Here is a 26,500-nt window from a genome sequence, read left to right as displayed (position 1 = left end):
AGCCTCTTGAATTAAATAGTTATTTATAATTTATGTCAGAATATTGTAAACCTTTTGATTACTAAATGAAATGCAACGAGGATAGTAGATGACCTTGCCCATTAAGACCGTTTTTTTTATATCTGATGGTACAGGTATTACTGCTGAGACATTCGGAAATTCTGTTTTAAGCCAGTTTCTGCATCATTACCGTTTCAAGATGGTTCGTGAGCCTTTCATCAAGACTGTACCTCAAATTGAGGATATTATTAGAAGAATTGATGAGATAGCTACTAAGGATTCACCTCCTATTATCTTTAGTACTTTAGTTCAAGAGGAAATTGTAGAGAAAATCCGAAATTCAAAAGGAATTTTTTTAGACATTTTTACTGCCTGTGTTAATACTCTTGAGCTATCTTTAAACGTAAAATCTCAACCTGCCATAGGTTTATCGCATCACAATGTGGGCTCTGATGCTTATAGACAGAGAATTGAAGCCATTAATTTCACTCTTGCTCACGATGACGGACAGTTTGTTCATGGCTTAGAGCAGGCAGATGTAATATTAGTCGGTGTGTCACGAAGCGGTAAAACGCCTACTAGCCTTTACTTGGCCATGCAGTACGCCCTAAAAGTAGCTAACTTTCCACTAATTCCTGAGGATTTTGAAAGAGGTCAACTTCCTAAAACAATCCAACCATTTAGACATAAATTATTTGGGCTTTCCATACATCCAGATCGATTATGCGAAATTAGAAGTGAAAGACGCCCCAACAGCAAATATTCTTCTATCGAGCAGTGCCGTTATGAAGTTGCTGAAGCTGAACGACTGCTCAGAATGGAAAATATTTCTTGGCTTTCATCTACCACTAAATCAATCGAAGAGATATCAACTCAAATTTTACAGATTCTTAAAATAGACCCTAAAACTATCGGCTAGTTTTCTGTCTATATTGCTCATATAGGCAAATGCTGGCCGCTACCCCTACATTGAGAGATTCAATATTTTGGTTTATCGGTATGATGCATTTTTCAAGCCCTAGACTAAGAATCTCAGATGAAACGCCGTTACCTTCATTGCCAAATATCCAAGCAATCTTTTTATTTAAATTTAATTCAAATAAGTTTTTGGAGCTTAAATCCAATGCCGTGGCAATGATTTCATAACCTCCAGCTTGTAATATTTCAATTAAGCCAATTAAATCAACGTGATGATATATCTTTAAAAAGGCATGTGAGCCCTGAGCAGAGCGTAGAACCTTACTAGACCAAGCACTCGAACACCCCTTATTGAGTGCAACATCACTAATCCCAACAGCGACACAAGTCCTTAAAAGAGTTCCTAGATTTCCAGGGTCTTGGATTGAGTCGAGCAGGACTATAGTATTTTGCATACTTAGATTATTAATGTTGTAAGTAGGGATATCTATAAGAAGCAGGATTCCTTGGTTTGTTACTACTTCGCTAAGTGATTTAAATAAATTATCAGATAGAACAATTGGATTTGAAATTGTGTAGCCTTCAAAATCATTACCTCCTTTATTGTAGAGGGTTTCAGACATAACAAATTTATTAAATGCCCTACCAGAATCGAGCCATTGTTTTACTAAATGTGGACCCTCGAGCACAGTTTGAGTGCATTTGTTATTGCTCAATGCTTTTTTTAAGTTTTTGTAGTATAGATTTTCTTTTGAGGTAATTATTTCCATTTAGATGTGCATATAAAAGCCTTCATTAATAATCATAATGAAGGCTAATATCAAAAATCAAGAATTAAACTTGATGTTTTGTTATGGGATTTCCATCGAAATCAGTCCAAACTTTGTTTTTATAATCATAAAGTTTGCAAGCACCTGCTGTTCTAAAGTACCAGCCCCATGAGAATGGTTGAATCACAATTCTTTCTGGTAGGATATGCTCAAGCTTAGCCTGTGCAGATTTCAAGTGATACAAGGGTATAGACATATCAACGTGATGAGCTGTATGTTCAAAAATATGATGCACTAATGCACCCATGTTGTAGTGGAAAGTTAAATGCACAGTTGTAGAAACGAAAGGTTGTGCAGCTGCCCACTCTTTTTTATCTTCATGCCATGTAACTTTAGTATGGGTATGATGGACGTAAACTACAAAGCCTATCATGTAAAACCACATCAATAGTGGCAAAAACCAAGAGAAGAACAACAGCACCCAAGGAGATTGATGAGTAGCGTAAGCAGCCCAAACTACTACAGCCGCCCACAATATACCAAAGCCTGCACATAACATACTATCCCAAAAGAAAATTTTTCTTTGAGTAGGCATTTGCTTTTTAGATGGGAACATCATTTTTTTCCACCAAATTTCAATGATGTAGTAAATACCAGAACCCAAACCGCTTCTGTAGATTCTTTCTAAAAATTTTCGTCCAGCACTCATGGCTTTATATTCTTCAGGGGATTTTGGTTGCCAAACAAAATCAACATCTTTAAGATTTGTATACCCATGATGTACAACATTGTGCCCAATATCCCATAAGCTATATGGCGATACAGATGGAAGCATACATATTCTTCCAAATATATGATTAAGTTTTCTGCTTTGAAAATAAGCTTGATGACATAAATCATGACCAATCACGAAAATACGGCCAATCCAGAAGCCAGCTAAAAGGGCAAATATTAGTTTAGCCCACCAAGCGTAAAAATGAACTGTACCGAAAAGCAAAGCACCTAAAATCACAAAATCTATAGCTATAAGAAATAATCCCCATGCTGTGTTTTTAGAAGCAAAAGGTTGTGTCCAGCTACGAATAATCTTTCTATGAGGAAGTTGTTCATTCGGAGCCAATGGACGAGGATCTAAGTTTAGACCCATGTCAGTTGTTTTATCTGGTGTCATATTTAAATAGTATTTAAAACCGTGTTTAAAAAATTGTTCTAATAATAACACTTAATTTTCAAACGGTGTAAGATTTTTCGTGTTTCTGTAATATTTTGTGGCAATTAATGGGAAAAACTAGAATAAATTTCCCTGTATAAGGGATTTAACTGGATTAAAAGATTTCCTATGAAAAATACTTGGTCCGTATTTTCTAATCATTTCAAGATGCAAGGCGGTACCATAGCCTTTATGCTCATTAAATTTATACTGAGGCACACTTTCATGTAATTGCAATATATGCCTATCTCTAGCTGTTTTAGCTAAAATTGAGGCGGCAGATACTGTAGGAGTAAGTAAATCTCCCTTAATTTGGGACTTTACTTCTATCTTGAAACCTTGATAGTCAAATATCCCTTCCCTCTTTAATGGATTTGGGATTTGATTGCCATCAATTATCACTTTAATTTGGGAAGATTGGTATTTTGGTGGCAATGCACCTAATACCCCATCTATTGCTCTGTTCATAGCAAGAAGAGTTGCATTAAGAATATTTAAGGAATCGATCTCTTCTACAGTGCTACAAGCTACAAAATAGCTAACTGATGCACCTTTTATCAGTACCTCAAGCTCTTCCCGCTTTTTGGGGCTTAATTTTTTTGAATCTGTTAAACCAACAATTTCGGGACTTCCTAATAACACAGCTCCTGCGAACACATCACCAGCTAAAGGTCCTCTACCAGCTTCATCTACACCAATTACTAATTTTTCAAACATAGGAAGCAACTACATCTGCCACAATTTGTGGAGTGTTGATATTTAGGGTTTTATGCAAGGCAGAGAATTTTGAAATCAATTCTTTCTCTTTTTGAGACCCGATATTGTTGATCATATCTAAGCAAGCAGAAGAAAGATTTTCTACAGTAGCTTCATCCTGTAAAAATTCTGGTACGGCAAATTCATTTAATAAAATATTTGGCAATCCTACCCAAGGAACTAAAGGTTTAGTTTGACCCGATTTCCACTTCATAATCTTAATCATAAGTGGTGTTAGCTTATAAGAAATTACCATAGGTTTCTTATGTAAAGCCAACTCTAATGTAGCCGTACCACTAGATACCAATGCACAATCGCACGCTTGCATAACGGCCCAAGAAGCTGGTTTTGACGAATCTAGACGATTAGTGCTTATTAAATGAATATTATCATTCTCAAATTGAGTTAATTTATCTTCGATAAGTTTTTTAGAGCTTTCATTTGCCACGGGAACTAAAAATTGAATCCCTTCTATGGCTTTTTGAATCCTCAATGCCGTTTGAAAAAACAAATCTGATAGTTGGTTAATCTCAGAATTCCTGCTTCCAGGTAGTATTGCCATAACAATATCATTTTCTTTAAGGTTTAAACCAAAAGATTTTCTGGCAATATTTTTATTTACTTCATGTGGAATTTGAGCTGCTAACGGGTGTCCAACATAGGTGACTGATATCCCCTCTTTTTTATAAATTTCCTCTTCAAATGGAAATAGTACCAACATATGGGAAACTGAGTCTTTTATCTTATATATGCGTTCGTATCTCCACGCCCATATTGAAGGACCTACGAAATGAAGCGTGGGGATAGAATTATTTTTAAGTTGCTTTTCAAGCCTAAGATTAAAATCTGGGGCATCAATCCCAATAAATACGTCAGGTTTGTTTTTAATTAAAGTCCTCTTTAACCCTTTATATGTAGACACTAGTGAGGGTAATCTTTTTAAAGCATCTACATATCCAAATACTGTCAGTATAGACATGGGATACAGGGTTTTAAATCCCTCCTTAGCCATATGATCACCACCTATACCATAGGTTTCTAGATCGTTGAATTTTTGATTAAGTCCTCGAATTATTCTTGAAGCAAGCAAATCGCCAGAGGGTTCTCCAGCCACAATTGAGATTGATGTCATATGAATAAATTAAGGAATATTAAGGTTTAAATTTGGGTTATGATTCTTTAGAGATACCCCTTGCACTGGACTCCAAAAAGTCTATAAACATTTGAATATATTTCTTAGATGAGGGGCTACTTTCCTTAAGGGCTATAAGTTCTTTTGCTACATCATCAGCCACTAAATCTTTGGAATAAATAATTTTGTAGGCTTCCTTAATGTCTTGAATTTGATCGTTTGTAAAATCACGACGTCTAAGCCCTAAAGAATTTACTCCAACAGATTTATAAGGCTGTCCAGCACCTAAAACAAATGGAGGTATATCTTGTCTAATAGCTGACATGCCTCCTGTCATAGAATGAGCTCCTATATGAATAAACTGATGTACAGCAGACATACCTCCAATAATTGCCCAATCATTAATATGGACATGTCCGCCCAATTGAACTGAATTTGCTAGTATAGTATTACTTCCGATTTGGCAATCATGGGCAATATGTACATAAGCCATAATCCAGTTGTTATCTCCAATTCTAGTGACACCTACATCTTGAACAGTGCCAGTATTTATGGTCACAAATTCGCGAAATGTATTTCCGTCACCTATTTCAAGTTTGGTATCTTCTGCGTTGTATTTTTTATCCTGAGGCATACCCCCAACAGAACAAAATCTATAAAACCTGTTATTTTCTCCAATGGTAGTGTGACCATCAATAACACAATGGTCCCCAATAACTGTACCAGCTCCAATCTTAACATTAGGATAAATAATTGAATATGCACCTACTTTAACAGAAGGATGCAAGTCAGCTCCTTCATATACAATTGAAGTTACATCCCTATTAGATGAATCCAGAGTGGAATTAGACAACTTAACCCCCTATTCAGTAACTTTCCTAACAGCACACATTAGTTTCGCTTCTGCAACTAGCTGATTGTCTACATAAGCTTTTGCATCATACTTACACATAACCTTTGAGATTCTAATCGCATCAACCTCAAATCTTAGTTGATCTCCTGGCACTACAGGTCTGCGGAAACGTGCATCATCCACACCAACCAAATAATAAATTTCTTCTTGCGTATCTACTGCACTGGAATTAGGTTTGGCAAAAGAAAAAATAGCCGCACATTGAGCCATAGCTTCAATAATAAATACACCTGGCATAACAGGCATTTCAGGAAAATGTCCCGTAAAAAAGGGTTCATTAACAGTCACATTTTTTATGGCAACAATTCTTTTTGCAGGTTCCATTTCAAGGACTCTATCCACCAAAAGCATAGGATACCTGTGGGGAATTCTCTCCATAATCTCTTTTATATCTAACTGTGCAACATTAATCTCAGACATTCTTCAGACCTATTAATATTTTTAAAAATTAATCTTTACTTGATAATAAGGTATTATTAACTAACTTTTCAAGCTCCATGACCCTCTTTCTTAAGTCATGTAGACTTTTTAAAGTAGCCGCATTTTTTTGCCAATCTTTATGAGCCTCAATTGGGTATAAACCAGTGTATCTTCCGGGTTTTGTAATATTTTCCATAACTCCAGTACCACCTGAAATATGGGCATCATCACATATATTAAGATGACCAGAAACCATCGCAGCACCTGCTAAAGTACATCGATCACCTATAGTGGTAGAGCCTGCGATGCCTACGCATGCAGCTATAGCAACATTTTGACCAATCTGGCAGTTGTGTGCAATCATAATGAGATTATCTAATTTTGCACCTTTCTTAATCAAGGTGTCTTTTAGAGCACCCCTATCAATACATGTATTAGCCCCTATTTCTACATCGTCTTCGATAACAACAGTACCTAACTGGTAAATTTTGGACCATCCTCCTTTAGAAATTGAATTATCGGGAGCAAAGCCAAAGCCATCAGATCCAATAACAGCTCCACTATGTATAATGCAATTTGAACCAATAATAACCCCATCGTATATGGTTACGTTAGGATGTATTAATGTATTTTCGCCTATGTGCACTCCTTTACCTATATAGCACCCGGCACCTATATAAACGCTGTCTGCAATTTTAGAATTTTCCTCTATTACAACATTAGTTGAAATATTTAGATTCTCACCTAAATCAACTGAAGTATCTATAACAGCATTTGAGTGAATTTTAGGAATTCTAGATGAGCGATTTTTTTTATAAAACCACTGAGTTAATCGTGAATACATCAAATAAGGGTCTTCACATATAACCACAGCAAAAGGAGGATTAGATGGGTTTATCTCTGGCAATACACTCAATGCATCAAATGCTTTATGTGTAAGCACAACTGCAGCCGCTTTGGTAGTGGCTAATTGAGGAAAAAATTTAGGATTGGATAAAAAAGAAATTTGGTTATGATCTGCCTCATCTAGTGAGGCAATCCCTTTTATTTTGGGTTGCTCGTCAGAATAGACTTTTACTTCACGAGGCAACCCAGATTCGTCAATTTCAGAAATTAATGAATTTAATTCGACAAAACTTTCAATTTGAATCATTTCTTAGATTCAAGAGCCTTTATAACTTTTTCGGTAATATCAACTCTATCACTTACAGCTACTGCCTCTTGAATAATAATGTCATAATCTTCCTCAGATGCAATTTGTTGAATAGCGGAGTTAGCTTTATCTACGATTTGTGCAAATGCATCTTGGCGACGTCGATTGAAATCCTCTTGGAACTCTCTTCTTTTTCTTTGAAGATTTGTGTCTAAGTCAGAAAGTTCTCTTTGTGCCTTCGCTCTATCAGAATCTGTCATAACAGGGGCATTCTTATCGAAGTTTTCGTACTTAGTTCTCAAATCATTTGCCAATTTTTGAAGTTCTGTATCTCGTTTTTTGAACTCCTCTTCGATTTTTCTCTCTGCTTCTTTAGCAGGCGCAGATTCGGAGAGAAGTTTATTTGTGTTTACAAATCCAATCTTAGGAACAAAAGATTTATTTTCTGTCGTTTTGGTTTCAGTTTGTTTGGTTTCTGTTGATTTAGTAATATCTTTAGCTACTGGTGCTGGTGCTTTTTGATTTTGGGCAATAGCAGAAACACTGAAAGCAAGAGATGCTACCGAAAAAACTAAAAATCTATTAATTTTAATCATTTTAAATCCTTATTAAAATTATCTTAGAAAGAGGCACCAATTTGGAATTGGAATCTTTGTTTTTTATCCCCTTCTTTATCCTTAAGTGGGTAAGCGTAGGATAGTTGAAGCGGTCCAATAGGAGACTGCCACGACAAACCAACACCAGCCGAATAACGCCATCCACAAGGGTCATCCACTATACCACCATAATTCGGATTTCCCGTTGTGCAGTTATTCTTACCGCCTGAAACGCCAACTTTACCAGCATCAGCAAATAAGAACCATCTCAAAGAACGGTCATTTTGCGTACCAGGGAAAGGTAAGTACAACTGAATATTACCAATAATTTTAGAGTTTCCACCTAAATAGTCACCAGTTAAAACATCTCTTGGACCTAGGGAAGCACCTTCATACCCTCTTACTGATCCGATACCACCAGCAAAAACATTTTTAATGATTGGGAATTTTTTATCACTACCAAAAGTACGACCCCAATCAGCTGCTAGGTTAAAAGCTAGAATGTAATCTTTATTAAGAGGTAGGAAGTATTGTTGTTGAGCAGAAAGTTTATAGTACTTTAAATCTCCAACTGAGGTTAGAACACTTATATTCGTATAGTAACCTTTTGTAGGGGCAATCGCATTATCCCTAGTATCTTTAGACCAACCTATACTGAAGGTAAAAGAATTATTTTTCTCTTTATATTCCTTAACAAAATCTCGGTAGGCTGCGGGAATTAAATAACCACTTTCAACGGATGGTAGAATTGTTTCATTTCTCTCAAATCCTAACCCCATAAAGATTTTATCGTATTCGGATATTGGAATTCCAAAGGACATATTTAGACCTATACCCCTAATTTGATAGGTATCTTCTTTTTGATCAACGGAGTTACTGTAAGGTTTGTCCAAACGGTAATAAACATTTGTAGTCCTACTTATTCCGTTGCTAGTCCAATACGGATCAGTATGTACAAGATTAAGGTTTTTATTGGTTTTGGCAGTATTAAATGATAAAGCTAAATTTGTACCAGAACCAAAAATATTATCCTGGCTTATACCTGCTTGGAAAGATAATTTATCTGTTGATCCATAACCAACGCCAACATTAATAATACCTGTCGGTTTTTCTTGAACATCGATATTTACGTCAACTTGATCATCTGTACCCTGTACAGGAGCTTGAGACATAGATACATCATTGAAATACCCAAGTCTATTAATTCTGTTTATTGAAAGACCTAGACGTTCTGCATCATACCACGCACCCTCATCCTGACGTAGCTCTCTGCGAATCACAACGTCGCGAGTTCTAGTATTACCGCCGATATTTATACGGCGAACATACATACGCTTACCTGGGTTTATATGGAAAACAAGATCAACTTCTTGAGTGCCAGAAACTGGTGTAGGAACAGGGTTTACTTCGGCTAAAGCATAACCAAGGCTTCCTAGGTACAATTTAATATCATTTACTGAGGCACGGGTTTCAGAAACCTTAAATGTCCTGCCTACACGATTAACAACACGATCTAAAATTTCCTCATTAAGCCCTTCTGTGTAGCCAGCTAATTTAATGCTACGAATCTTATAAGGTTTCCCTTCGGAAAGGGTAATATTAATCCCTATATCTTCTAGATTTGGGGAGATATTTACTTGCGGAGGGTCAATGCGTACATCCAAATAACCTCTATCCATATAATAATCACGGATTATTTCTATGTCCTGATTAAGCTTATCTCTAGAGAATTTGTCGGTACCAGTATACCAAGTCATAAATCCAGGAGTAGTTAAATTCATTTGACTTCTAAGTCTAGAAGATGAAATGTCCTTATTTCCGACGAAATTTATATCTCTAATCTTAGACTTTCTACCTTCATTGATTTGAAAATTAACGCCTACCCGATTGTTTGGCAATGGAGTAAAAACTTGCTGAATATCAACACTATAATTACCAGAATTAACATACTGATTTCTAATTTCACCCACAGCCCGATTTAATAATGATGGATTTAAAGGTCTACCCTCACCAAATCCTAAATCACTTAGACTTTGTGTGATTTGTTTGGAATCGAAAATTTTCATTCCATCAAAAATAACAGATGCTATAACTGGTCTCTCTACAACATCAATATAAACAATACCGTTTTTATGTGATATTTTTACATCCTCAAATAAACCAGTAGAATGCATACGCTTCACAGTATCACTAGCGATTTCAGGAGTAAATGTAGAATTAACCCTAGCAGGTATAAATCCAAATACCGCAATTGCTTCGGTATTTTGTAAACCACTAACGATAATGTCTTTTACTTTAAAAGGTTGAAACTGGGCATAGGCACTTGAAAAAGAAGTAAGTGCAGAAAGAAGGACCCCAAATAAATAAGTTAATATTTTAGATTGTTTTTTTTGTAACGAAGAGGACATAAATAGTTCCAAATCTTTATAATAAATTTAACACTATATTCTAGCATTAAAGCGAATTTTAAAAGTAATTTATAAGCTTTAGGATATCATTCCGAAAAGCTATAAACATCATACATAAGAGCAAGGCATATCCTACAGTTACAACACCTTTCATAAACTTTTCGGATAATTCCCTACCAGAAATAGCTTCAACAGTATGAATAAGCATCTGTCCCCCATCTAAACCTGGCACAGGAAGCAAATTCAGTAATCCGATACTTATACTGATTAAAGCAATAAATTGCGTAAAGTTCATAAAACCTGTCTGAACAACTTGTCCTGAATATTGAGCAATAGAAATGGGTCCAGATAAATTTTTAATAGAAAGATCTCCTGTAATCATACGACCTAAAAGCTTAAGAGAAATGGTGGCTGTATTCCAAGTTTTATTAGTGGCCTTTTGAATAGAGTCTGTGATTCCATATCTAACAAGAGTTGAAGGATAATCTCCACCTAATTGAGCTCCTAATCTTCCGACTTTAATACCTGATTTTTCCTCATGCATCTCTGGAATAACGGGGATTAAAATATCAGAGCCTCCTCTGTCAACTTCAAGCAATATCTCTTTGTTTGGAGATTTCTTAATAGTTTGTATTAACTGCAAACTATCGGCTATATTAACCCCATCTGCTTTTAATATCAGGTCTCCTTCTTTTAAAGAGTATCTTTCAGCGGCACTGTCTTTAATAATTTTTATAATTTTAGGTTTAGGTAATTTAAGGTTTAATCCCGCTTGTCCGAATACATCATATTCCTCAAGGCTTCCCTTAGCCACAGGGAATTTAAAAGTTGCTTTTTTAGCTAAGCCCTCACTGTTTATAAGGGTTAATGTAGTCTCCTGACCTAAAGTTGCTGGTCCTAATAACATCTCCAATGCTTGTGGCCAACTGTTAACATCGTACCCATCAATCGAAACAATTTTATCTCCAGCCCTAATTCCAGCTTTATAGGCAATTGATTGTTCAAATGGCTGACCGAGTATGGCAATGGGTTCCTTTACGCCAATCATAAAAATTAAAAAATAAATTATGATGCCCAATAAGAAACTGAAAAAAGGTCCAGCAGCATAAATTATTACCTTTTGAAATGCACTTTTTTCTGATATGCTTTTGCCCATTTTGTAAAATCTATGATCCGGATCAGCAATATCAAGAGGCTTTACATACCCTCCTAAAGGAAGCATGGATAAAGCCCACTCTGTACCCTTAGAATCGACCCTTGAAAGCAAAGTGCGACCAAAGCCTAGAGAAAATTTCTCGACATGAACACCATTAATTCTTGCTAATAAATAGTGTCCCCATTCGTGGAAGACTACAACGATTGATATGGTAATTATGAAGGCGATTAAGCTAATTAGCATTTAGTAATATAAGATTTTGTTAACTCTCTGATTCTAAAGTCAAATTCAATAATATCGTTAATTTCTAAGAGTTCAGTTTGCGAAATGGTTTCAAGTTGTTTTGCAATTATCTTAGGAATATCAATATATTTTATTTTTCCAGCTATAAAACTCTCAACGGCAATTTCATTTGATGTGTTAAAAATTTGACAGGCAACATTTCCATCCATAAGTGCTTCAAATGCTAATTTCAAACAGGGAAATCTCTTATAGTCTGGCTCTGAGAACTCAAGTCCAAACAAGTTTTTAATATCAAATTGAGCTCCAGTATGATTAATTCTATCAGGATATCCCAATGCATATGAAATAGGAATTCTCATGTCATGATGACCAAGCTGTGCGAGCAGTGAACCATCTATATATTCAACAAATGAATGCACAATGCTTTGAGGATGTACAAGAACATTTATTTGCTCTGGATTTAAATTAAATAGATACTTTGCCTCTATGATCTCTAAGCCTTTATTAACCATAGTGGACGAATCTATTGTAATTTTGCGTCCCATAGACCAATTTGGGTGTTTAGAAGCCTCTTCTAATGTTATAGATTCAAAAGTATCAAGCGGTCTTTTTAAAAAAGGACCACCAGATGCAGTGATATGAACTCTTTTTAAATCTTTTATATCTCTAATGTAAGTTGAATTTTTAGATGGTGGCAAACATTGAAATATGGCGTTATGTTCACTATCTACTGGAATTAATTGGGCACCATATTTTGATATAGCACTCATAAACAAAGCGCCAGCTGTAACTAATACTTCTTTATTTGCAAGTAGAATTTTTTTTGATTTTCTTGCTGCCTCGTAGGCACTTTTAAGTCCCGCAGCCCCTACTATTGCACAAACTACTACATCTGTCTCTGTAGCTGTACTTACTGAACACAACCCTTCTTCACCTAAAAGAATTTCATATTGATAATTTAGGGATGGCAATGAAAGGAATTTCTCTCTAGAACTTTCGTCTGGAAGAACAATACATGATGGAGAAAATTCTTGAGCTATTTGGTGTAATTTTTTTATGTTTGAAAATCCACTGACAGCAAAGACATCAAATTTTTTAGGGTTGGACCTAATTACATCTAAAGTACTAGACCCTATTGAGCCTGTAGCACCTAGTATAGCGATTCTTTGCTTTTTACTATTCATCTCTTATCTTTTATATCACCAGATGGAAAATAAAAACTATAGTCATGGAAAAAGATAAAACAGGAAAAATGGAATCTAATCTGTCTAATAAACCCCCGTGACCAGGCAATAATGAACCAGAATCTTTAATTTGAGCTCTGCGTTTTAATAAGGACTCATATAGGTCCCCAATTACAGAAAGAGTGGCAAACAATACACCAATAAAAGCGATTACTAATATATTCAACTCAGATGATAAGGAATTTGAAAACGTACCCTTAATAAAATAACTGGCAACCAACCATATTACAGAAGCCACTAAACCACAAATAAATCCTGATAATGTTTTAGCTGGACTTATAGTCGCATTTAATTTTCTTCCACCTATTAATTTTCCACCGAAAAATGCAAAAACATCTGCACAAAAAACTGTAATAAGGATACTTAGAAAATACCAAGCCCCCTTAAACTCATATATTGTTAAGGCACTAATCCATCCTCCTAAGACTGCAACTATAGCGAAAATCTGATGAAATAATCCATTATTGCTAATATCCAGTTTAGGCTGATAAAGATGAATAGGCACTAAGAATAACCATGTAAAACTTATAAAAAATTGCATTGTCATAAGCAATGCAAAGATACCCGTACCCCAGGGGTAAAGGTTAAATATTTTAGGATGGGAAAGGGCAGAAATAATCTGATTGTCCTTAAAGATTAAACAATATAACAAAGCAAATACAGTTGCTGTTATTAGAGTAATAATCAAGGCTTTAGTTTTTCTTTTTTTAGAATAATAAAGCATCTTGAGCCACTCATATAAACCTATACAAGATACTAGGCTAATAAAAAATGCAAAAAAGAATTGGTTTCCAGTGGTGAAAACAAAATATATGATAGCTAGAAGAATAGCAGATGTAATAGTTCTAGTAAAAAGCATTTTTATAATTGATCCGAAGTCATGCCAAACCTTCTTTCTCTAGCTTGAAAAGCTTTTAATGCATCTTCAAAATCAGCTAATTTCATATCTGGCCAAAATTTATTAGTGAAATAAAGCTCACTATATGCAGTTTGCCATAAAAGAAAATTTGATAGTCTTTGCTCACCACCTGTTCTAATACACAAGTCTGGTTCTGGTATATCACTTAATGATATGTACGGAGCAAAATCCTCTTCTTTTATAGGTATAGAAGAAAACGAATAATTATTGTTTTTAATTAATTCATTAATTGCATTTAGAATATCCCATCTTCCGCCGTAGTTTGCACAAATATTAACGCAAAGGGCGGAATTATTTTTTGTTAAGTCTTCAGCAGAATCCATAAGTTTTTGAAGATCCTCTGAAAAGCTTGACCTATCCCCCACTATACATACCCTAATATTGTTTTTATGAAGTTTTACAATCTCTTTAGTTAATACTTTTTTGAATAACTTCATAAGAAGAGCAACTTCGCTAGCAGGTCTTCTCCAATTTTCGGAGCTGAAAGCATATACGGTCAAATAACTTATCCCATTACGTATGCAAAACTCTACTGCATTGCGTACAGCTTGTACACCCTTTATGTGTCCTGAAGTACGGGGAAGATTTTTTTTAGTAGCCCACCTACCATTGCCATCCATAATGATGGCAATGTGTTTTGGTACTACATTTTGTTCAGGAACTTGTAAAGTGGAGCTTGTAGTTGACATTAAGTTAGACTTTCATAATTTCAGCTTCTTTTTCTGAAACTATCTTGTCGATTTCACCAACAAATTTATCTGTCATCTTTTGAATTACTTCTTGAGCACGTCTATCATCATCTTCAGAGATTTCTTTATCCTTAAGAAGTTTTTTTAATGTATCGTTACTATCTCGTCTAAGGTTTCGAATCGCAACCTTAGCATCTTCGCCCTCCGCTCTTACAACTTTAGTTAAATCGCGACGGCGCTCTTCGGTTAAAGCTGGCATGGGAACTCTAATTGCCTCTCCCAGCGTTATAGGATTTAATCCTAAATCAGATTCTCTAATAGCCTTATCTATAGGACCAGCCATGTTTTTTTCCCATGGTTGTACGCTTAAAGTTCGAGCATCTACAACAGAAACATTTGCAACTTGAGAAACAGGAACTAAGGATCCGTAGTAATCCACAGTAACATGGTCTAATATCCCTGCATGTGCACGACCAGTACGAATTTTTGAAAGATTAGTTTTAAGACTTTCAATAGACTTATTCATTCTAGATTCGGCAGATGCCGTAATAGAAGTTATGCTCATAAATTCCTCTAATTAAATATGAACTAAAGTGCCCTCATCTTCTCCAAGAACCACTCTTTGAAGGGCACCAGTTTTGTTAATTGAAAATACCTTTATAGGTAATTTTTGATCACGACATAATGCAAATGCAGTAGCATCCATGATTTCAAGTCGCTTTGTTAAGGCTTCGTCAAAAGTAATGTTTGAATACCTAGAAGCTGAAGGGTCCTTGTTTGGGTCAGCTGTATAAATGCCATCAACTTTGGTTGCTTTTAATACAATTTCAGCACCAATTTCTGCCCCTCTTAGGGCAGCTGCGGTGTCTGTTGTAAAAAAAGGGTTACCAGTACCAGCCGCAAAAATCACAACTTTTTTCTCTTCAAGATATCTTAATGCTTTTGGACGTATGTAAGGTTCGACAACTTGTTCAATATTTAGGGCTGACTGAACTCGAGAAACCACTCCGTATGTCTTTAAAGCATCTTGAAGTGCAAGGGCATTCATAACAGTGGCTAACATACCCATATAATCGGCAGTAGCTCTATCCATACCCTGTGCACCTGGAGCAATTCCTCTAAAAATATTACCCCCGCCAATCACGATGGCTAATTCGACGCCTAATTTGGAAACCTCAGCTATCTCCTCTGCCATGCGAGAAATGGTGGATCGATTTATACCAAATGAATCCTCGCCCATTAAAGCCTCACCAGACAGCTTTAATAGAACACGTTTAAATTTATCCGCCATATGTGTTTAATCCAAAAAAATTAACTGACATTTTAACAGTAATGACCTATATGTGCATAAAAAAATCCCCCATATAACTGGGGGATACATGCTTTAAAGATCACACTAAGATCTAGTCATAGAAGCCACTTCTTCAGCAAAATTAGATTGTGCTTTTTCTATGCCTTCTCCAACGATAAAAATATTGTATGACTTAATTGAAGCACCTTTTTCTTTTAGCATTTGCTCAACTGTTTGCTTATCATTTTTAACAAATGGTTGACCCAATAGAGTATTTTCTTTTAGGAACTTAGCAATAGTTCCTAAAACCATTTTTTCTACTATTTCAGCAGGCTTGCCTGATTCTTGAGCTTTTTCAGTAGCAACTTTACGTTCTGATTCAATGTCAGCTTCATTTATGCCTGATTGATCTAAAGCCTTAGGTTTTGTAGCTGCAATGTGCATAGCCAAATCTTTTCCAACAGAGTCTTCTCCATTGAAATCAACTAATACACCGATACGACCTCCATGATTGTAAGTTGCGATTTTTCCACTTGTTTCAACTCTGTGGAAACGGCGAATAGTCATGTTTTCGCCGATTTTTCCTACTAAGTCTTTGCGAGTTGATTCAACTGTACCGTCACCAAGCTTAAGCTCACTAAGAGCCTGAATATCAGCAGGATTTTCTGTAGCAACCAATTTTGCTAATTCTTGAACAAAAGAAATAAATTCAGGATTTTTAGCCACAAAATCAGTTTCGCAATTAACTTCTACTTGAGCAGCAACTTGACCATTTTGACCTTCAGTCACATATTCTCCAATCAAGCCCTCTGCTGTAACGCGAGAAGCCGCCTTAGTAGCTTTATTACCTAATTTAACGCGAAGAATTTCTTCAGCTCTAGCCATATCTCCTTCAGCTTCAGTAAGAGCCTTTTTGCATTCCATCATAGGTGCATCAGTTTTTTCTCTTAGGTCTTTAACCATACCTGCAGTAATTTCAGCCATATAAACTCCAAATAGTTTTTAGTGATTCTTAAAAATATCGGCTACCAATGATAGCCGATTAATATTACTTTTTAGTGTTAGAAATATCTTATTCAGACTGTTCAGATTCTAGGTTAGGACTTTCTTCTTCTAAAATTTCATCCTCATCTGACACAAAGTCTTCAGATTGAATTTCTTCAACAACACCATTTAATCGTTGCTCACGACCTTCTAGGATCGCATTAGCCACACCTTCCGCATAAATTTGAACTGCACGAGATGAGTCGTCATTTCCAGGGATAATATAGTCTATACCCTCAGGAGAGTGGTTTGTGTCAACTACAGCCACAACTGGAATACCTAGAGTGCGTGCTTCTTGAATAGCAATCTTGTGATAACCAACATCCACAATAAACAATGCTGATGGCAATCTATTCATGTCTTTGATACCGCCGATTGATTTATTAAGTTTTTCTAAATCACGGGTAAAATCAAGGGCTTCTTTTTTTGTAAGCCTCTCTAACGAACCATCATTTTGAGCTGCTTCCATATCTTTAAGACGCTTAATAGAGCTACGAACAGTCTTAAAGTTGGTCATCATACCGCCTAACCAACGGTTATTAACGTATGGCATACCAGCACGGGAGGCTTCTTCTGCAATGATTTCACGTGCTGAACGCTTAGTGCCTACAAAAAGAATATCCTCACCTCTTGAAGCGGTTTTACGAATAAAAGCTAAAGCTTCAAGATATTTTTCAATAGTTTTTTCTAGGTTAATTATGTGGATTTTGTTACGCTGACCAAAGATATAAGGAGCCATCTTTGGATTCCAATAACGAGTTTGGTGTCCAAAGTGCACACCAGCTTCAAGCATATCACGCATAAGTGACATAAGTTTTCTCCTAAAGGGTTATAGGACTACTTAAGGTTTGGATTTTTATTTTTATATCAAACACCCTTTTATTAAGTAGACCTCATATATGGTTTATAAAAATATTTAATTTAATTTTTTAAAATTAAAGACTATAATTCTCTCATATTTTTACTAAGATTTCAATAACTTAATGCAAATTTTTCTTGACCCAACTGAAATATCTGCTATGAAAGCAGCTTGCGAGGATGCGGCAAAAGTTCTCGATTTTTTAACACCGCATGTAAAAGAAGGTGTAACCACTGCTTATTTAGACAAAATAACCATTGAGTTTTTAAATGATGTATTACACGTCAAATCAGCTACCATAGGTTATGGTCCTAAAGGTCACCCACCATTTCCGTCAAGTATTTGTACTTCAATAAATCATGTTGTTTGCCATGGAATCCCTAATGATAAACCTTTAAAAGACGGAGATATTATGAATATCGACGTTACTATAATTAAAGACGGTTATTTTGGGGATACTAGTAGGATGTTTCTTATTGGAGAACCTTCTGTTAGGGCTAAAGTTTTATCTGAGACCGCATTTGAAGCTATGTGGCTTGGTATTTCAAAAGTCAAGCCAGGAGCACGATTAGGTGACATAGGTCATGCTATTCAAACCTATGCACAGAAAAAAGGTTTTAGTGTGGTTCGTGATTATTGTGGTCATGGTGTTGGAAAAGTTTTTCACGATGACCCTATGGTACTTCACTACGGAAAGGCTGGTACTGGTATTGAGTTATTTGAAGGTTTGACGTTTACCATTGAACCTATGATTAATGCTGGTGCCTATCCTTGCAAGGTTTTATCAGATGGGTGGACAGTTGTTACCAAGGATAGAAGCTTATCTGCTCAGTGGGAGCACACATTAAGAGTTACAAGTGACGGATATGAGGTGCTTACACTATCTGATGGAGTACGTCCGCCTCCAGCTTTCATCAACTCTTAACTGATGGACTTTATTGGAATTCGTCAAGAGTTAGACGAGCAATTTCTCAATAAGACCATTTCGCCATCCGATTATCTTTCTAAGTGGTCATGTATCGTTGATTGTGCTTTACAGGATTTATGTGCTGGAGTTTTTAAAGACAAAGAAGTATGTCTGATGGCTTTAGGAAGATATGGCCAATCCCAACTATTTCCCTATTCAGATATAGATATTTTTTTATTTAGTAAAGATACGGAATTTTTAAAAGATATTATTGAGGACTTTAGTTCCAAATCTTGGGATTTAGGTTTAAAAATATCTTTTCTTGTGCATGACCTTAAAACCTTAAAAGATGCTATTGAAAACGACCATAAATTCGAATCAAGTCTGCTTACAGCTAGATATATTTACGGCTCTAAAGAGTTGTTTGATGTTGCCACCACAACATTAAAACAGGTTCATAATCAGAAAAAATTCTTTTATTCAAAAGTTATTGAGAGAAATCGTAGGCATGAAAAATACGATAACAACCCTTACTCCTTAGAGCCCAATTGCAAAGAGAATCCTGGAGCACTAAGAGACCTAGATCTTATGAAATGGCTTGCTCTGTCCAATGGAATCAATCCAACTTGGGATGATATGGCAGACGCTAAAATTCTTACGTCAAAAGAAGCCAAAGTAATTAAAATTTGCGAACAGGATTTTTTTAAACTGCGTATACTTTTGCATTTATTGCATAAAAAAGCAGATGAGCGTTTACTATTTCATATTCAAGATGAAGTGGCAATGTTTTTTGATAAACTGAGCAATGATAAGCGTCCGTCTGAGCCGTTTATGCAATCTTTTTACAAGGTGTCGTCTCAAGTTTTACTAATAGAGGAATTTTTCTTAAAGACTCTTGAAGCAAGTCTTAATAATGTGGTTGAAGATAATAGAACTAGAATTGACGATTATTTTTCTATAAATAATCAACTTTTGGAATTAAATGATTCTGAAGCTTTTAAGAAAAATCCAGAACTTATATTACAAGCTTTCTATTATTTACAAACACTAAATGAAGTTAACGATTTTTCCCTAGACTTACAGCGTCAAATTTGGACAAATCGAAAACTTATTGACGCTCTGATACTTCAAAAAGATTCACTAAATAAATTATTTATCCAAATACTAAAACACCCTGAGGGTATAGTAAGAACCTTCAGAAGATTAGATAAATTCAAGGTTTTGCATCAATTATTGCCAGAATGGAACCTGATATCTGGTCAAATGCAATATGACTTATATCATGCTTACACGGTTGATCAGCATAATCTACAAGTTATTAAATACTTGCGTAGATTTACTATGCCTGAATACGATAATGAAAACCCATTGGCATCAGAAACAATACGTGAGTTCTCAGATAGTTGGTTGTTATATATAGCGGCTCTTTATCATGATATTGCCAAAGGAAGGAATGGAGATCATTCTGAATTAGGAGCTCAAGATGTTTCTGTTTTTTCCGATAGATTGGGGCTTGAGAAAGAACATAAAGAGTTATTAATATTTCTAGTAAAGAATCATCTTTTAATGTCAATATATGCTCAAAAAAAAGACTTTCATCATCCTGAAATAGCGACAGAATTTGCAAAATTAGTAGGAACGGCTAGAAACTTAAAAGCTTTATATTTGTTGACTATAGCTGACATCAAGGGAACGAATCCAAAACATTGGAACGATTGGAAAGCAAAACTTTTAGATGGTTTGTTTAGACAAACATTAGACCTATTAAGTCAAAAAGCTGAAAAGAAAATTAGCGGTAGCATTGCCAACAGAAAACAAGAGGCTTTAGAAATTTTAAGTAAAAAGAACCCAGAATTAGAAAGTTTAAGGAATATAGGTGAATTCTGGTCATTGTTGGGGGCAGATTACTATCTTCGTAATGATGCTGAGACAATTGCATGGCATGCATATTCAATATTGAAAGTAGGATTTGAAACTGATCCTAATGTTTTTTGTAATGAGTTAAATGATACGCATGTTCGTGTTGGTATTTGGGCCAAGGATAGGTCGAAGCTGTTTTTAGATATATTAAGTTTTTTCTACATAAATAAGATAAATATTGTTGAGGCTAAAATTCATACCACCCTCTCTCATTATGCTTTAGATACTATTATTTGCGAGTTTGGTCCATACAGTGAGATGCATCATGACAGATTAGGCTTTATAAGGAATAGTTTGAAAGAATATATCTCTAATCCACAAAATATTCTAATAAGAGATTTTGGGGTTCCAATAAATAGAGAATTTAGGAGAATGAAAGTATTTCCAATTCGACCTGAAGTTAATATAGAGAAAAAAGATAAAAGTTCTTCTTTTGTTATGACTATTATTTCAAATGACAGGCCAGGAATTTTGTATCATATTGCGAAAATTCTAGATTGCTATGAAATTGACCTGATTATGGCAAAAATATTAACTTTGGGCCAGAGGGTTGAAGACGTATTTTTGATTGAAAGTGAAAAATTAAACGACGGACTTTTTAAAAATAATTTAATAGATGATATCTATAACTATTTAAAAAGCATAATTCCTTGAGTGAGATTATTAGTAAATGTTTAGTATTATTTTAGGCAGTTTTTTACTTGTATTGGGTACCATTCTACCTATTGTTAACCCTCCAGGAGTAGCACCTATTTTCTGGTCACTCACAACAGGTGCTAGCAATAAAACCCGAAAAATTCTAGCTAAACGTGTGGCTTTGAATGCAATTTTTATTGTTATTGTAGCTACATTTTTAGGGAAGTTAGTTCTTTTTGCACTAGGTATTTCTATTCCTGCAGTGCGGGTAGCTGGTGGTTTGCTTGTAATCGGAGCTGCATGGAAATTGTTAAATGCAGAAGACCCAGATACTGGTATGCATGATATTTCAGCTGAGACTTATACATTAGACAAAGCTAAAAGTAGTGCGTTTTACCCTCTTACCTTTCCTATTACCTGTGGACCAGGCACTGTAGCCGCATCTATTACTTTGGGTACAACTTTTTCATACTCAAATTTAAACTTGGAATTACTTTCAAACATCATAGGTACAGTTTTGGGGGCAATGGGTGTGGGTTTAGCTATATTCATAAGCTTATATTTTGCGGCTGAGCTTTTACATAAACTTGGAAACCAAGGTACAGTAATTTTCATGCGATTAAGTGCATTTATACTGCTCTGTATTGGAGTTCAAATCTTTTGGACTGGTATGCACGAATTTATCCTAATTCTTAATAATGATATAAAATAAACTAATTACATAATAAGAAAAGATAATAATGAGACTTCGAAGTATCCTTAATACTATTACGTTACTCAGTATCCTATCATTATCATTTGCACTATTTTCTCAATATTATTGGGGTATGCTTCCATGTGCATGGTGTGTATTGAGCAGATTTTTATTAGTGCTCTTAATAATATTTTCAGTATTATTTAATTTCTTTTACAACCATTCAATTAAAAAGATAGGAGCTTTTTTCTCTTTGATTGTGTCGATATTGGGTATTGCCACATCTTATTACCAATACACGGTTGCAAATAAGACTTTTACTTGCGAACTTACTTTAGCAGATAAAATAATTTCAAAGTGGCTCGGGTTGGATGCCTTATTGCCCCAAGTGTTTGGAATTAAAGCTACCTGTATGGATGCAGTTGTTTCTCTCTTTGGTTTAGACTATGTCTTGTGGGCATTGATTTTATTTGTATTTTTAACTCTGCTTTCCCTAGTTGGATTATTCAGCAAACCTAAACTTTCTAACCGGGCATTATTTAAATAGCACTACTATATAATTAGTTTTAAATCAATCTTGTCTAATCAAGACAAATACTAATGTTTATTTGTCTATACTTTTTTTAAAATCTCCAAGATTTATTTTCTATTGGTGTTTTATGTCTAATCAAACAATTACAGAAACTGCAAAAGTTCTTATGAACCCTCAAGTTGAAAAATCTGCTATAGAAGGTAGCTTGCCTAGCTATCACATTAGTCCGCAAGATATTGCTCAGATAATTAAAGCTCAGGGTTTAAAAGAGACTTTTGAAGGTATGTTGAAATATATGCACGAAGACTACCTCAAATGGGAAGAATTTGACAAAATAGCTCGCGTAGGAAATTATTCTAAAAATGGAGTTTTAGAACTTATGCCTATAGCGAATAATGAGCAGTATAGTTTTAAATATGTAAATTGCCATCCTACAAATCCAGCTAAGGGGTTATCTACCGTATTAGCATTTGGTGCTTTAGTAAATGCTGAGACTGGTCAGCCAGAAGTTATTAGTGAATTCACACTTACAACTGCATTTAGAACTGCAACTATGTCAGTGTTAGTTGCAAAATATTTAGCAAGAAAAAATAGTAAGAGACTTGCAATTATAGGAAACGGTTGCCAAAGCGATTTCCAAATATTAGCTTTCCACTATATTTTAGGTATTTCAGAAGTTGCTGTATTTGACATTGATAGAGCTGCAAGTGAGAAATTAGCACGTAACTTAGAAAAATATGGACTTAAAGTTGAAATTTTTGATAGTGTTGCTGAATGCGTTAAAGGGGCTGATATCGTAACTACTGTTACTGCTGAATACTCAAAAGCTCATATATTGACTAACGATATGATAGAGCCAGGTATGCACATAAATGCTGTTGGAGGTGACAGTCCTGGTAAAACAGAATTGGATCCTGCAATTTTAGATCGCACAACTACATATGTTGAATTTGAACCTCAAACTCGTGTAGAGGGCGAGATACAAAACAAAGGTGAGGATTATAAAGTTAATTACGTAGCAGAACTTTTCAAAAACGATGAGTATGCACGAAAGTCTGATGACGAAATTACTCTTTTTGATTCTGTAGGGTTCGCTATCGAAGACTACTCTGCAATTAGATATATGAAAGATGTTGCTATGAAATTGGGTATCGCTAAGCCACTTGCTGTAGTCCCAGATTTAGAAGATCCAAAAGATTTATTTGGATTTCTTAAAGCTTAAATTTTTATTGGTTTTTGCTCCTAGACCGTCCCAAAGATTAAGTTAATTTATGGGACGGTTTTTTTATCCTCTACTAGCCTTTAGCTAGATCTACTTTCACTAAGTTTCCTTAGATACTCATCATCAATATCACCTGTTATATAAACACCATCAAAACAAGAGGCATCAAAGTGTTCAATATTTGGGTTTATATCGGTTAAGGCTGACTTAACATCTTCAAGATCTTGATAGACTAATGCATCTGCCCCAATATCGTCTCTAATTTCTTCAATAGTTCTGTTATGAGCAATAAGCTCAGCTTGAGTAGGCATATCAATACCATAAACATTAGGATATCTAACGGGTGGGGCTGCGGAGGCGAAAAATACTTTATTTGCTCCTGCTCCCCTAGCAAGTTCAACAATTTCTCGGCTAGTTGTACCTCGAACGATTGAATCGTCAACCAAAAGAACATTTTTACCCTTAAACTCTACACCCATAGGGTTGAGTTTTTGACGAACAGACTTTCTCCTTACAGCCTGACCAGGCATAATAAAGGTTCTTCCAACATATCTGTTCTTAATAAATCCTTCTCTATATACCAAACCCAATTTGGATGCGAGTTGCATTGCAACAGGTCTTGATGTATCAGGTATAGGCATAACTACATCAATTTTACTTATATCAATTTCAGATTTAACTTTATTCGCTAAATACTCGCCCATATTTAAACGAGCGTTATATACATTTATCCCATTAATTGTTGAGTCAGGTCTTGCAAAATATATATATTCAAATATGCAAGGCGTAAACTTCGCTTGGTCCGAACATATTTGACTTATAACATTATGATTTTCATCTATAAAAACCGCCTCCCCAGGCTCTACATCTCTGACAAATGTAAAACCAATACCCTCTAAGGCTACAGATTCGGATGCAAACATCCACTCAGTTCCTTTCTCGCCCTCATATTTACCCATACATAGTGGTCTTATACCGTTAGGATCCCTGAATGCAAGCATACCTATACCAGAAATTTCAGCAACGACGGCATAAGCTCCACGAACTCTGTTATGAAGAGCGCTGACTGCTTTAAAAACCATATCACTATTTGATGAAGCACTCGGAATGGCATTTTGCAATTCATGTGCAAACACATTCAAAAGCACCTCGGAATCAGAATTCGTATTTATGTGTCTGCGATCGACTCTAAAAAGCTCTTCACGCAAGGAATCTGGATTAGTTAAATTACCGTTATGAGCAAACGTAATACCAAAAGGTGCATTAACGTAAAGAGGTTGAGCTTCCTCGAGGCTTGTGCTAGAACCTGACGTAGGATATCTAACTTGACCTATACCAGAGAGACCATTTAAAGAGAGCATATTTTTGGTGTGAAAAATATCTCGCACATACCCTTGCTCTTTGTGAACATTAAATCTTTTATTATCTAGGGTGGCAATGCCCGCTGCATCCTGCCCTCTGTGTTGAAGCAGTAGTAAAGCATCATAAACCCTTTGATTAACTGGACTTAGTCCATGTATAGCCACAATTCCGCACATATAAATCTAACTCGCTGTTAAAGAATCACCATATGGAAGTGATTTCGCATATTTTTCTGGAAGCATTTTCTTAAGTTCAATTACAGCATTTACCGCTTTAGATGAAAATTTGGAATTAACCCACCAAGGTTCCTTAGGTAGATCAGTATATCCTGCAACAATAACTAGTAGAATTACTATTGCTATCCCTCGAATAACTCCAAACAATAAACCAACAAAACTATCAGCTCCACCTAAACCTGTGTATGAAATCATAGAGCTAATAAACCGATTTATAAAGCCAATAATTATTAATAAAATAATAAATAAAAACACATATGTCGCAACATAAGAAGCATAATAATTATTGAAAATATCGTATGCATACGGGAGCAACGTTGGGGCGAAAGTCAATGTGCCGTAAGCAGCTATAAGATAAGTTAATAAGGAAAAAACTTCTCTTACAAAACCGCGAAAGTATCCAAAAATAGCAGATAGAACTACTAAAGCAATAGCTATGTAATCAAATTCAGTCATTATTTGTTAGAAATAAAACCGTCAGAATAACCTAAGGCTCTTAGTCTAGCTAACGCCGCTTGAGCAGATTCTTTAGTACCAAAAGGTCCAACTCTTAATCGAAATGCCTGCTTACCATTTACAGTAGCAGTTTGAATAAACGTATTACTAACCCCAGATTGAGTTAGTTTATCCCTTAATTTTCTGGCTTCAGACATATTATTTAAAGAAGCCACTTGAACAGAAAATTTTCCACTAGTTGGATTTGAAGCATTGCTGTTTGATGTCTCTTTAGTTTCATTTTTAGCAATATCCTTAGTAGGTTGTTTGCCCTGTAGTATAGCTCTAGCTTTAGAACCATCATCTGTACGTGAATTATTTTTTTTATCCTGTTTAGGTTCTTTATTAGTAACTACGGGTTTAGGTTCCTCAGCAGGCTTAGATGGCTCTATTGCAGACTCTTCTTCAACAGGCTCGTTACTAATAGTACCTTGTGCAATAGATTGACCATTATTATTTTGGTTTTTAACTATAGGTTTAACATCTGTGCTAGGCTCATCACTGGGAGTTGTAGGTGAAATAACCACCTGAACTGGATCTTTAGGATTTGTTTTAATAGGAGCTTCAAGCGGTGCAGTGTTATTAGTGCCTTTTATGGGCTTATCATTATCAAATATAAGTGGTAAAAGTATGATGGCTACAATAGCTAACACTAAAGCACCAATCAGCTTACTTCTAGCCCGATGTTTTAAATCATTAGACTGCTGCTGAGCGATTTTCGATTTTTGAATTGGATTTCTTTGGTTTCCCGATGCTTTAAATATACCCATAACTC

At 35.4% G+C, this 26,500-nt stretch carries 26 protein-coding genes; 6 read left to right on the top strand and 20 right to left on the bottom strand.

The window, feature by feature from the left end:
• Window positions 1–88 precede the first annotated feature (88 nt).
• Window positions 89–919, top strand: a complete 831-nt coding sequence (gene ppsR, locus KUI_RS04020; protein WP_014840362.1) for a posphoenolpyruvate synthetase regulatory kinase/phosphorylase PpsR — start codon at window positions 89–91, stop codon at window positions 917–919.
• Here ppsR and KUI_RS04015 read toward each other — a convergent pair.
• From KUI_RS04015 to rpsB, 17 genes are all read right to left on the bottom strand, one after another.
• Window positions 909–1,688, bottom strand: a complete 780-nt coding sequence (locus tag KUI_RS04015; RefSeq protein WP_013522565.1) for a TrmH family RNA methyltransferase — start codon at window positions 1,686–1,688, stop codon at window positions 909–911. The two genes, ppsR and KUI_RS04015, sit on opposite strands and share 11 nt — an antisense overlap.
• A 64-nt stretch (window positions 1,689–1,752) precedes the next feature.
• The gene (locus tag KUI_RS04010; protein WP_013522564.1) at window positions 1,753–2,859 is read right to left on the bottom strand and encodes a fatty acid desaturase; all 1,107 of its coding nucleotides are present in this window, start codon (window positions 2,857–2,859) and stop codon (window positions 1,753–1,755) included.
• Between the two features lie 117 nt (window positions 2,860–2,976).
• Window positions 2,977–3,615 (bottom strand): ribonuclease HII, encoded by a 639-nt coding sequence (locus tag KUI_RS04005; RefSeq protein ID WP_013522563.1) that lies wholly within the window; start codon window positions 3,613–3,615, stop codon window positions 2,977–2,979.
• Window positions 3,608–4,786 carry a lipid-A-disaccharide synthase gene (gene lpxB, locus KUI_RS04000; RefSeq protein WP_013522562.1) on the bottom strand — a complete coding sequence of 393 codons (1,179 nt, stop codon included), beginning with the start codon at window positions 4,784–4,786 and terminating at the stop codon, window positions 3,608–3,610. The genes KUI_RS04005 and lpxB overlap by 8 nt, the downstream gene beginning before the upstream one ends.
• Window positions 4,787–4,823: 37 nt before the next feature.
• Window positions 4,824–5,639 carry an acyl-ACP--UDP-N-acetylglucosamine O-acyltransferase gene (gene lpxA / locus KUI_RS03995; protein WP_013522561.1) on the bottom strand — a complete coding sequence of 272 codons (816 nt, stop codon included), beginning with the start codon at window positions 5,637–5,639 and terminating at the stop codon, window positions 4,824–4,826.
• 9 nt (window positions 5,640–5,648) lie between these two features.
• Window positions 5,649–6,119: a 3-hydroxyacyl-ACP dehydratase FabZ gene (gene fabZ / locus KUI_RS03990; RefSeq protein WP_013522560.1), complete on the bottom strand. Its 471-nt coding sequence runs from the start codon at window positions 6,117–6,119 to the stop codon at window positions 5,649–5,651.
• Window positions 6,120–6,147: 28 nt separating this feature from the next.
• The gene (gene lpxD / locus KUI_RS03985) at window positions 6,148–7,272 is read right to left on the bottom strand and encodes a UDP-3-O-(3-hydroxymyristoyl)glucosamine N-acyltransferase (RefSeq protein ID WP_014840361.1); all 1,125 of its coding nucleotides are present in this window, start codon (window positions 7,270–7,272) and stop codon (window positions 6,148–6,150) included.
• Window positions 7,269–7,868, bottom strand: a complete 600-nt coding sequence (locus KUI_RS03980) for an OmpH/Skp family outer membrane protein (RefSeq protein WP_014840360.1) — start codon at window positions 7,866–7,868, stop codon at window positions 7,269–7,271. The genes lpxD and KUI_RS03980 overlap by 4 nt, the downstream gene beginning before the upstream one ends.
• A 23-nt stretch (window positions 7,869–7,891) precedes the next feature.
• The gene (bamA, locus tag KUI_RS03975) at window positions 7,892–10,276 is read right to left on the bottom strand and encodes an outer membrane protein assembly factor BamA (RefSeq protein WP_014840359.1); all 2,385 of its coding nucleotides are present in this window, start codon (window positions 10,274–10,276) and stop codon (window positions 7,892–7,894) included.
• Between the two features lie 58 nt (window positions 10,277–10,334).
• The gene (gene rseP / locus KUI_RS03970; protein WP_014840358.1) at window positions 10,335–11,675 is read right to left on the bottom strand and encodes an RIP metalloprotease RseP; all 1,341 of its coding nucleotides are present in this window, start codon (window positions 11,673–11,675) and stop codon (window positions 10,335–10,337) included.
• A complete protein-coding gene (gene dxr, locus KUI_RS03965; RefSeq protein WP_014840357.1) occupies window positions 11,669–12,859 on the bottom strand; it encodes a 1-deoxy-D-xylulose-5-phosphate reductoisomerase in 1,191 nt (396 codons plus the stop codon). Before dxr ends, rseP begins: the two co-directional genes overlap by 7 nt.
• Before the next feature lie 10 nt (window positions 12,860–12,869).
• Window positions 12,870–13,778 (bottom strand): phosphatidate cytidylyltransferase, encoded by a 909-nt coding sequence (locus KUI_RS03960; protein WP_081482428.1) that lies wholly within the window; start codon window positions 13,776–13,778, stop codon window positions 12,870–12,872.
• Between the two features lie 2 nt (window positions 13,779–13,780).
• Window positions 13,781–14,527 (bottom strand): polyprenyl diphosphate synthase, encoded by a 747-nt coding sequence (uppS, locus tag KUI_RS03955; RefSeq protein WP_013522553.1) that lies wholly within the window; start codon window positions 14,525–14,527, stop codon window positions 13,781–13,783.
• A 4-nt stretch (window positions 14,528–14,531) separates the two neighbouring features.
• Window positions 14,532–15,092, bottom strand: a complete 561-nt coding sequence (gene frr / locus KUI_RS03950) for a ribosome recycling factor (protein ID WP_013522552.1) — start codon at window positions 15,090–15,092, stop codon at window positions 14,532–14,534.
• Between the two features lie 12 nt (window positions 15,093–15,104).
• Window positions 15,105–15,818 carry a UMP kinase gene (gene pyrH / locus KUI_RS03945; RefSeq protein WP_013522551.1) on the bottom strand — a complete coding sequence of 238 codons (714 nt, stop codon included), beginning with the start codon at window positions 15,816–15,818 and terminating at the stop codon, window positions 15,105–15,107.
• A 105-nt stretch (window positions 15,819–15,923) separates the two neighbouring features.
• A complete protein-coding gene (gene tsf, locus KUI_RS03940; RefSeq protein WP_013522550.1) occupies window positions 15,924–16,802 on the bottom strand; it encodes a translation elongation factor Ts in 879 nt (292 codons plus the stop codon).
• An 88-nt stretch (window positions 16,803–16,890) separates the two neighbouring features.
• On the bottom strand, window positions 16,891–17,673 hold the full coding sequence (gene rpsB, locus KUI_RS03935; protein WP_014840355.1) for a 30S ribosomal protein S2: 783 nt from the start codon (window positions 17,671–17,673) through the stop codon (window positions 16,891–16,893).
• 172 nt (window positions 17,674–17,845) lie between these two features.
• Here rpsB and map point away from each other — a divergent pair, with 172 nt between their 5' ends.
• From map to KUI_RS03910, 5 genes are all read left to right on the top strand, one after another.
• A complete protein-coding gene (gene map / locus KUI_RS03930; RefSeq protein WP_013522548.1) occupies window positions 17,846–18,646 on the top strand; it encodes a type I methionyl aminopeptidase in 801 nt (266 codons plus the stop codon).
• A gap of 3 nt (window positions 18,647–18,649) precedes the next feature.
• Window positions 18,650–21,202: a [protein-PII] uridylyltransferase gene (gene glnD / locus KUI_RS03925; protein ID WP_014840354.1), complete on the top strand. Its 2,553-nt coding sequence runs from the start codon at window positions 18,650–18,652 to the stop codon at window positions 21,200–21,202.
• 16 nt (window positions 21,203–21,218) lie between these two features.
• Window positions 21,219–21,896 carry a MarC family protein gene (locus KUI_RS03920; protein WP_013522546.1) on the top strand — a complete coding sequence of 226 codons (678 nt, stop codon included), beginning with the start codon at window positions 21,219–21,221 and terminating at the stop codon, window positions 21,894–21,896.
• Window positions 21,897–21,924: 28 nt separating this feature from the next.
• Window positions 21,925–22,425, top strand: coding sequence for a disulfide bond formation protein B (locus KUI_RS03915; protein WP_014840353.1), 501 nt, complete (start codon window positions 21,925–21,927; stop codon window positions 22,423–22,425).
• A 112-nt stretch (window positions 22,426–22,537) separates the two neighbouring features.
• Window positions 22,538–23,632 carry an ornithine cyclodeaminase gene (locus KUI_RS03910; protein ID WP_013522544.1) on the top strand — a complete coding sequence of 365 codons (1,095 nt, stop codon included), beginning with the start codon at window positions 22,538–22,540 and terminating at the stop codon, window positions 23,630–23,632.
• An 80-nt stretch (window positions 23,633–23,712) separates the two neighbouring features.
• On the opposite strand, the gene purF is transcribed toward KUI_RS03910, so the two are convergent.
• From purF to KUI_RS03895, 3 genes are read right to left on the bottom strand one after another with little or no spacing between them, the layout of a single operon-like run.
• The gene (gene purF, locus KUI_RS03905; RefSeq protein WP_013522543.1) at window positions 23,713–25,170 is read right to left on the bottom strand and encodes an amidophosphoribosyltransferase; all 1,458 of its coding nucleotides are present in this window, start codon (window positions 25,168–25,170) and stop codon (window positions 23,713–23,715) included.
• 6 nt (window positions 25,171–25,176) lie between these two features.
• The gene (locus KUI_RS03900; protein WP_013522542.1) at window positions 25,177–25,686 is read right to left on the bottom strand and encodes a CvpA family protein; all 510 of its coding nucleotides are present in this window, start codon (window positions 25,684–25,686) and stop codon (window positions 25,177–25,179) included.
• The gene (locus tag KUI_RS03895; protein ID WP_014840352.1) at window positions 25,686–26,495 is read right to left on the bottom strand and encodes an SPOR domain-containing protein; all 810 of its coding nucleotides are present in this window, start codon (window positions 26,493–26,495) and stop codon (window positions 25,686–25,688) included. The genes KUI_RS03900 and KUI_RS03895 overlap by 1 nt, the downstream gene beginning before the upstream one ends.
• Window positions 26,496–26,500 lie beyond the last annotated feature (5 nt).

This window comes from Taylorella equigenitalis ATCC 35865 (genome assembly GCF_000276685.1).
Lineage (GTDB): Bacteria > Pseudomonadota > Gammaproteobacteria > Burkholderiales > Burkholderiaceae_B > Taylorella > Taylorella equigenitalis.
Note: the sequence above shows the minus strand (reverse complement) of the source record. Positions and strands in the feature narration are given on the sequence as shown.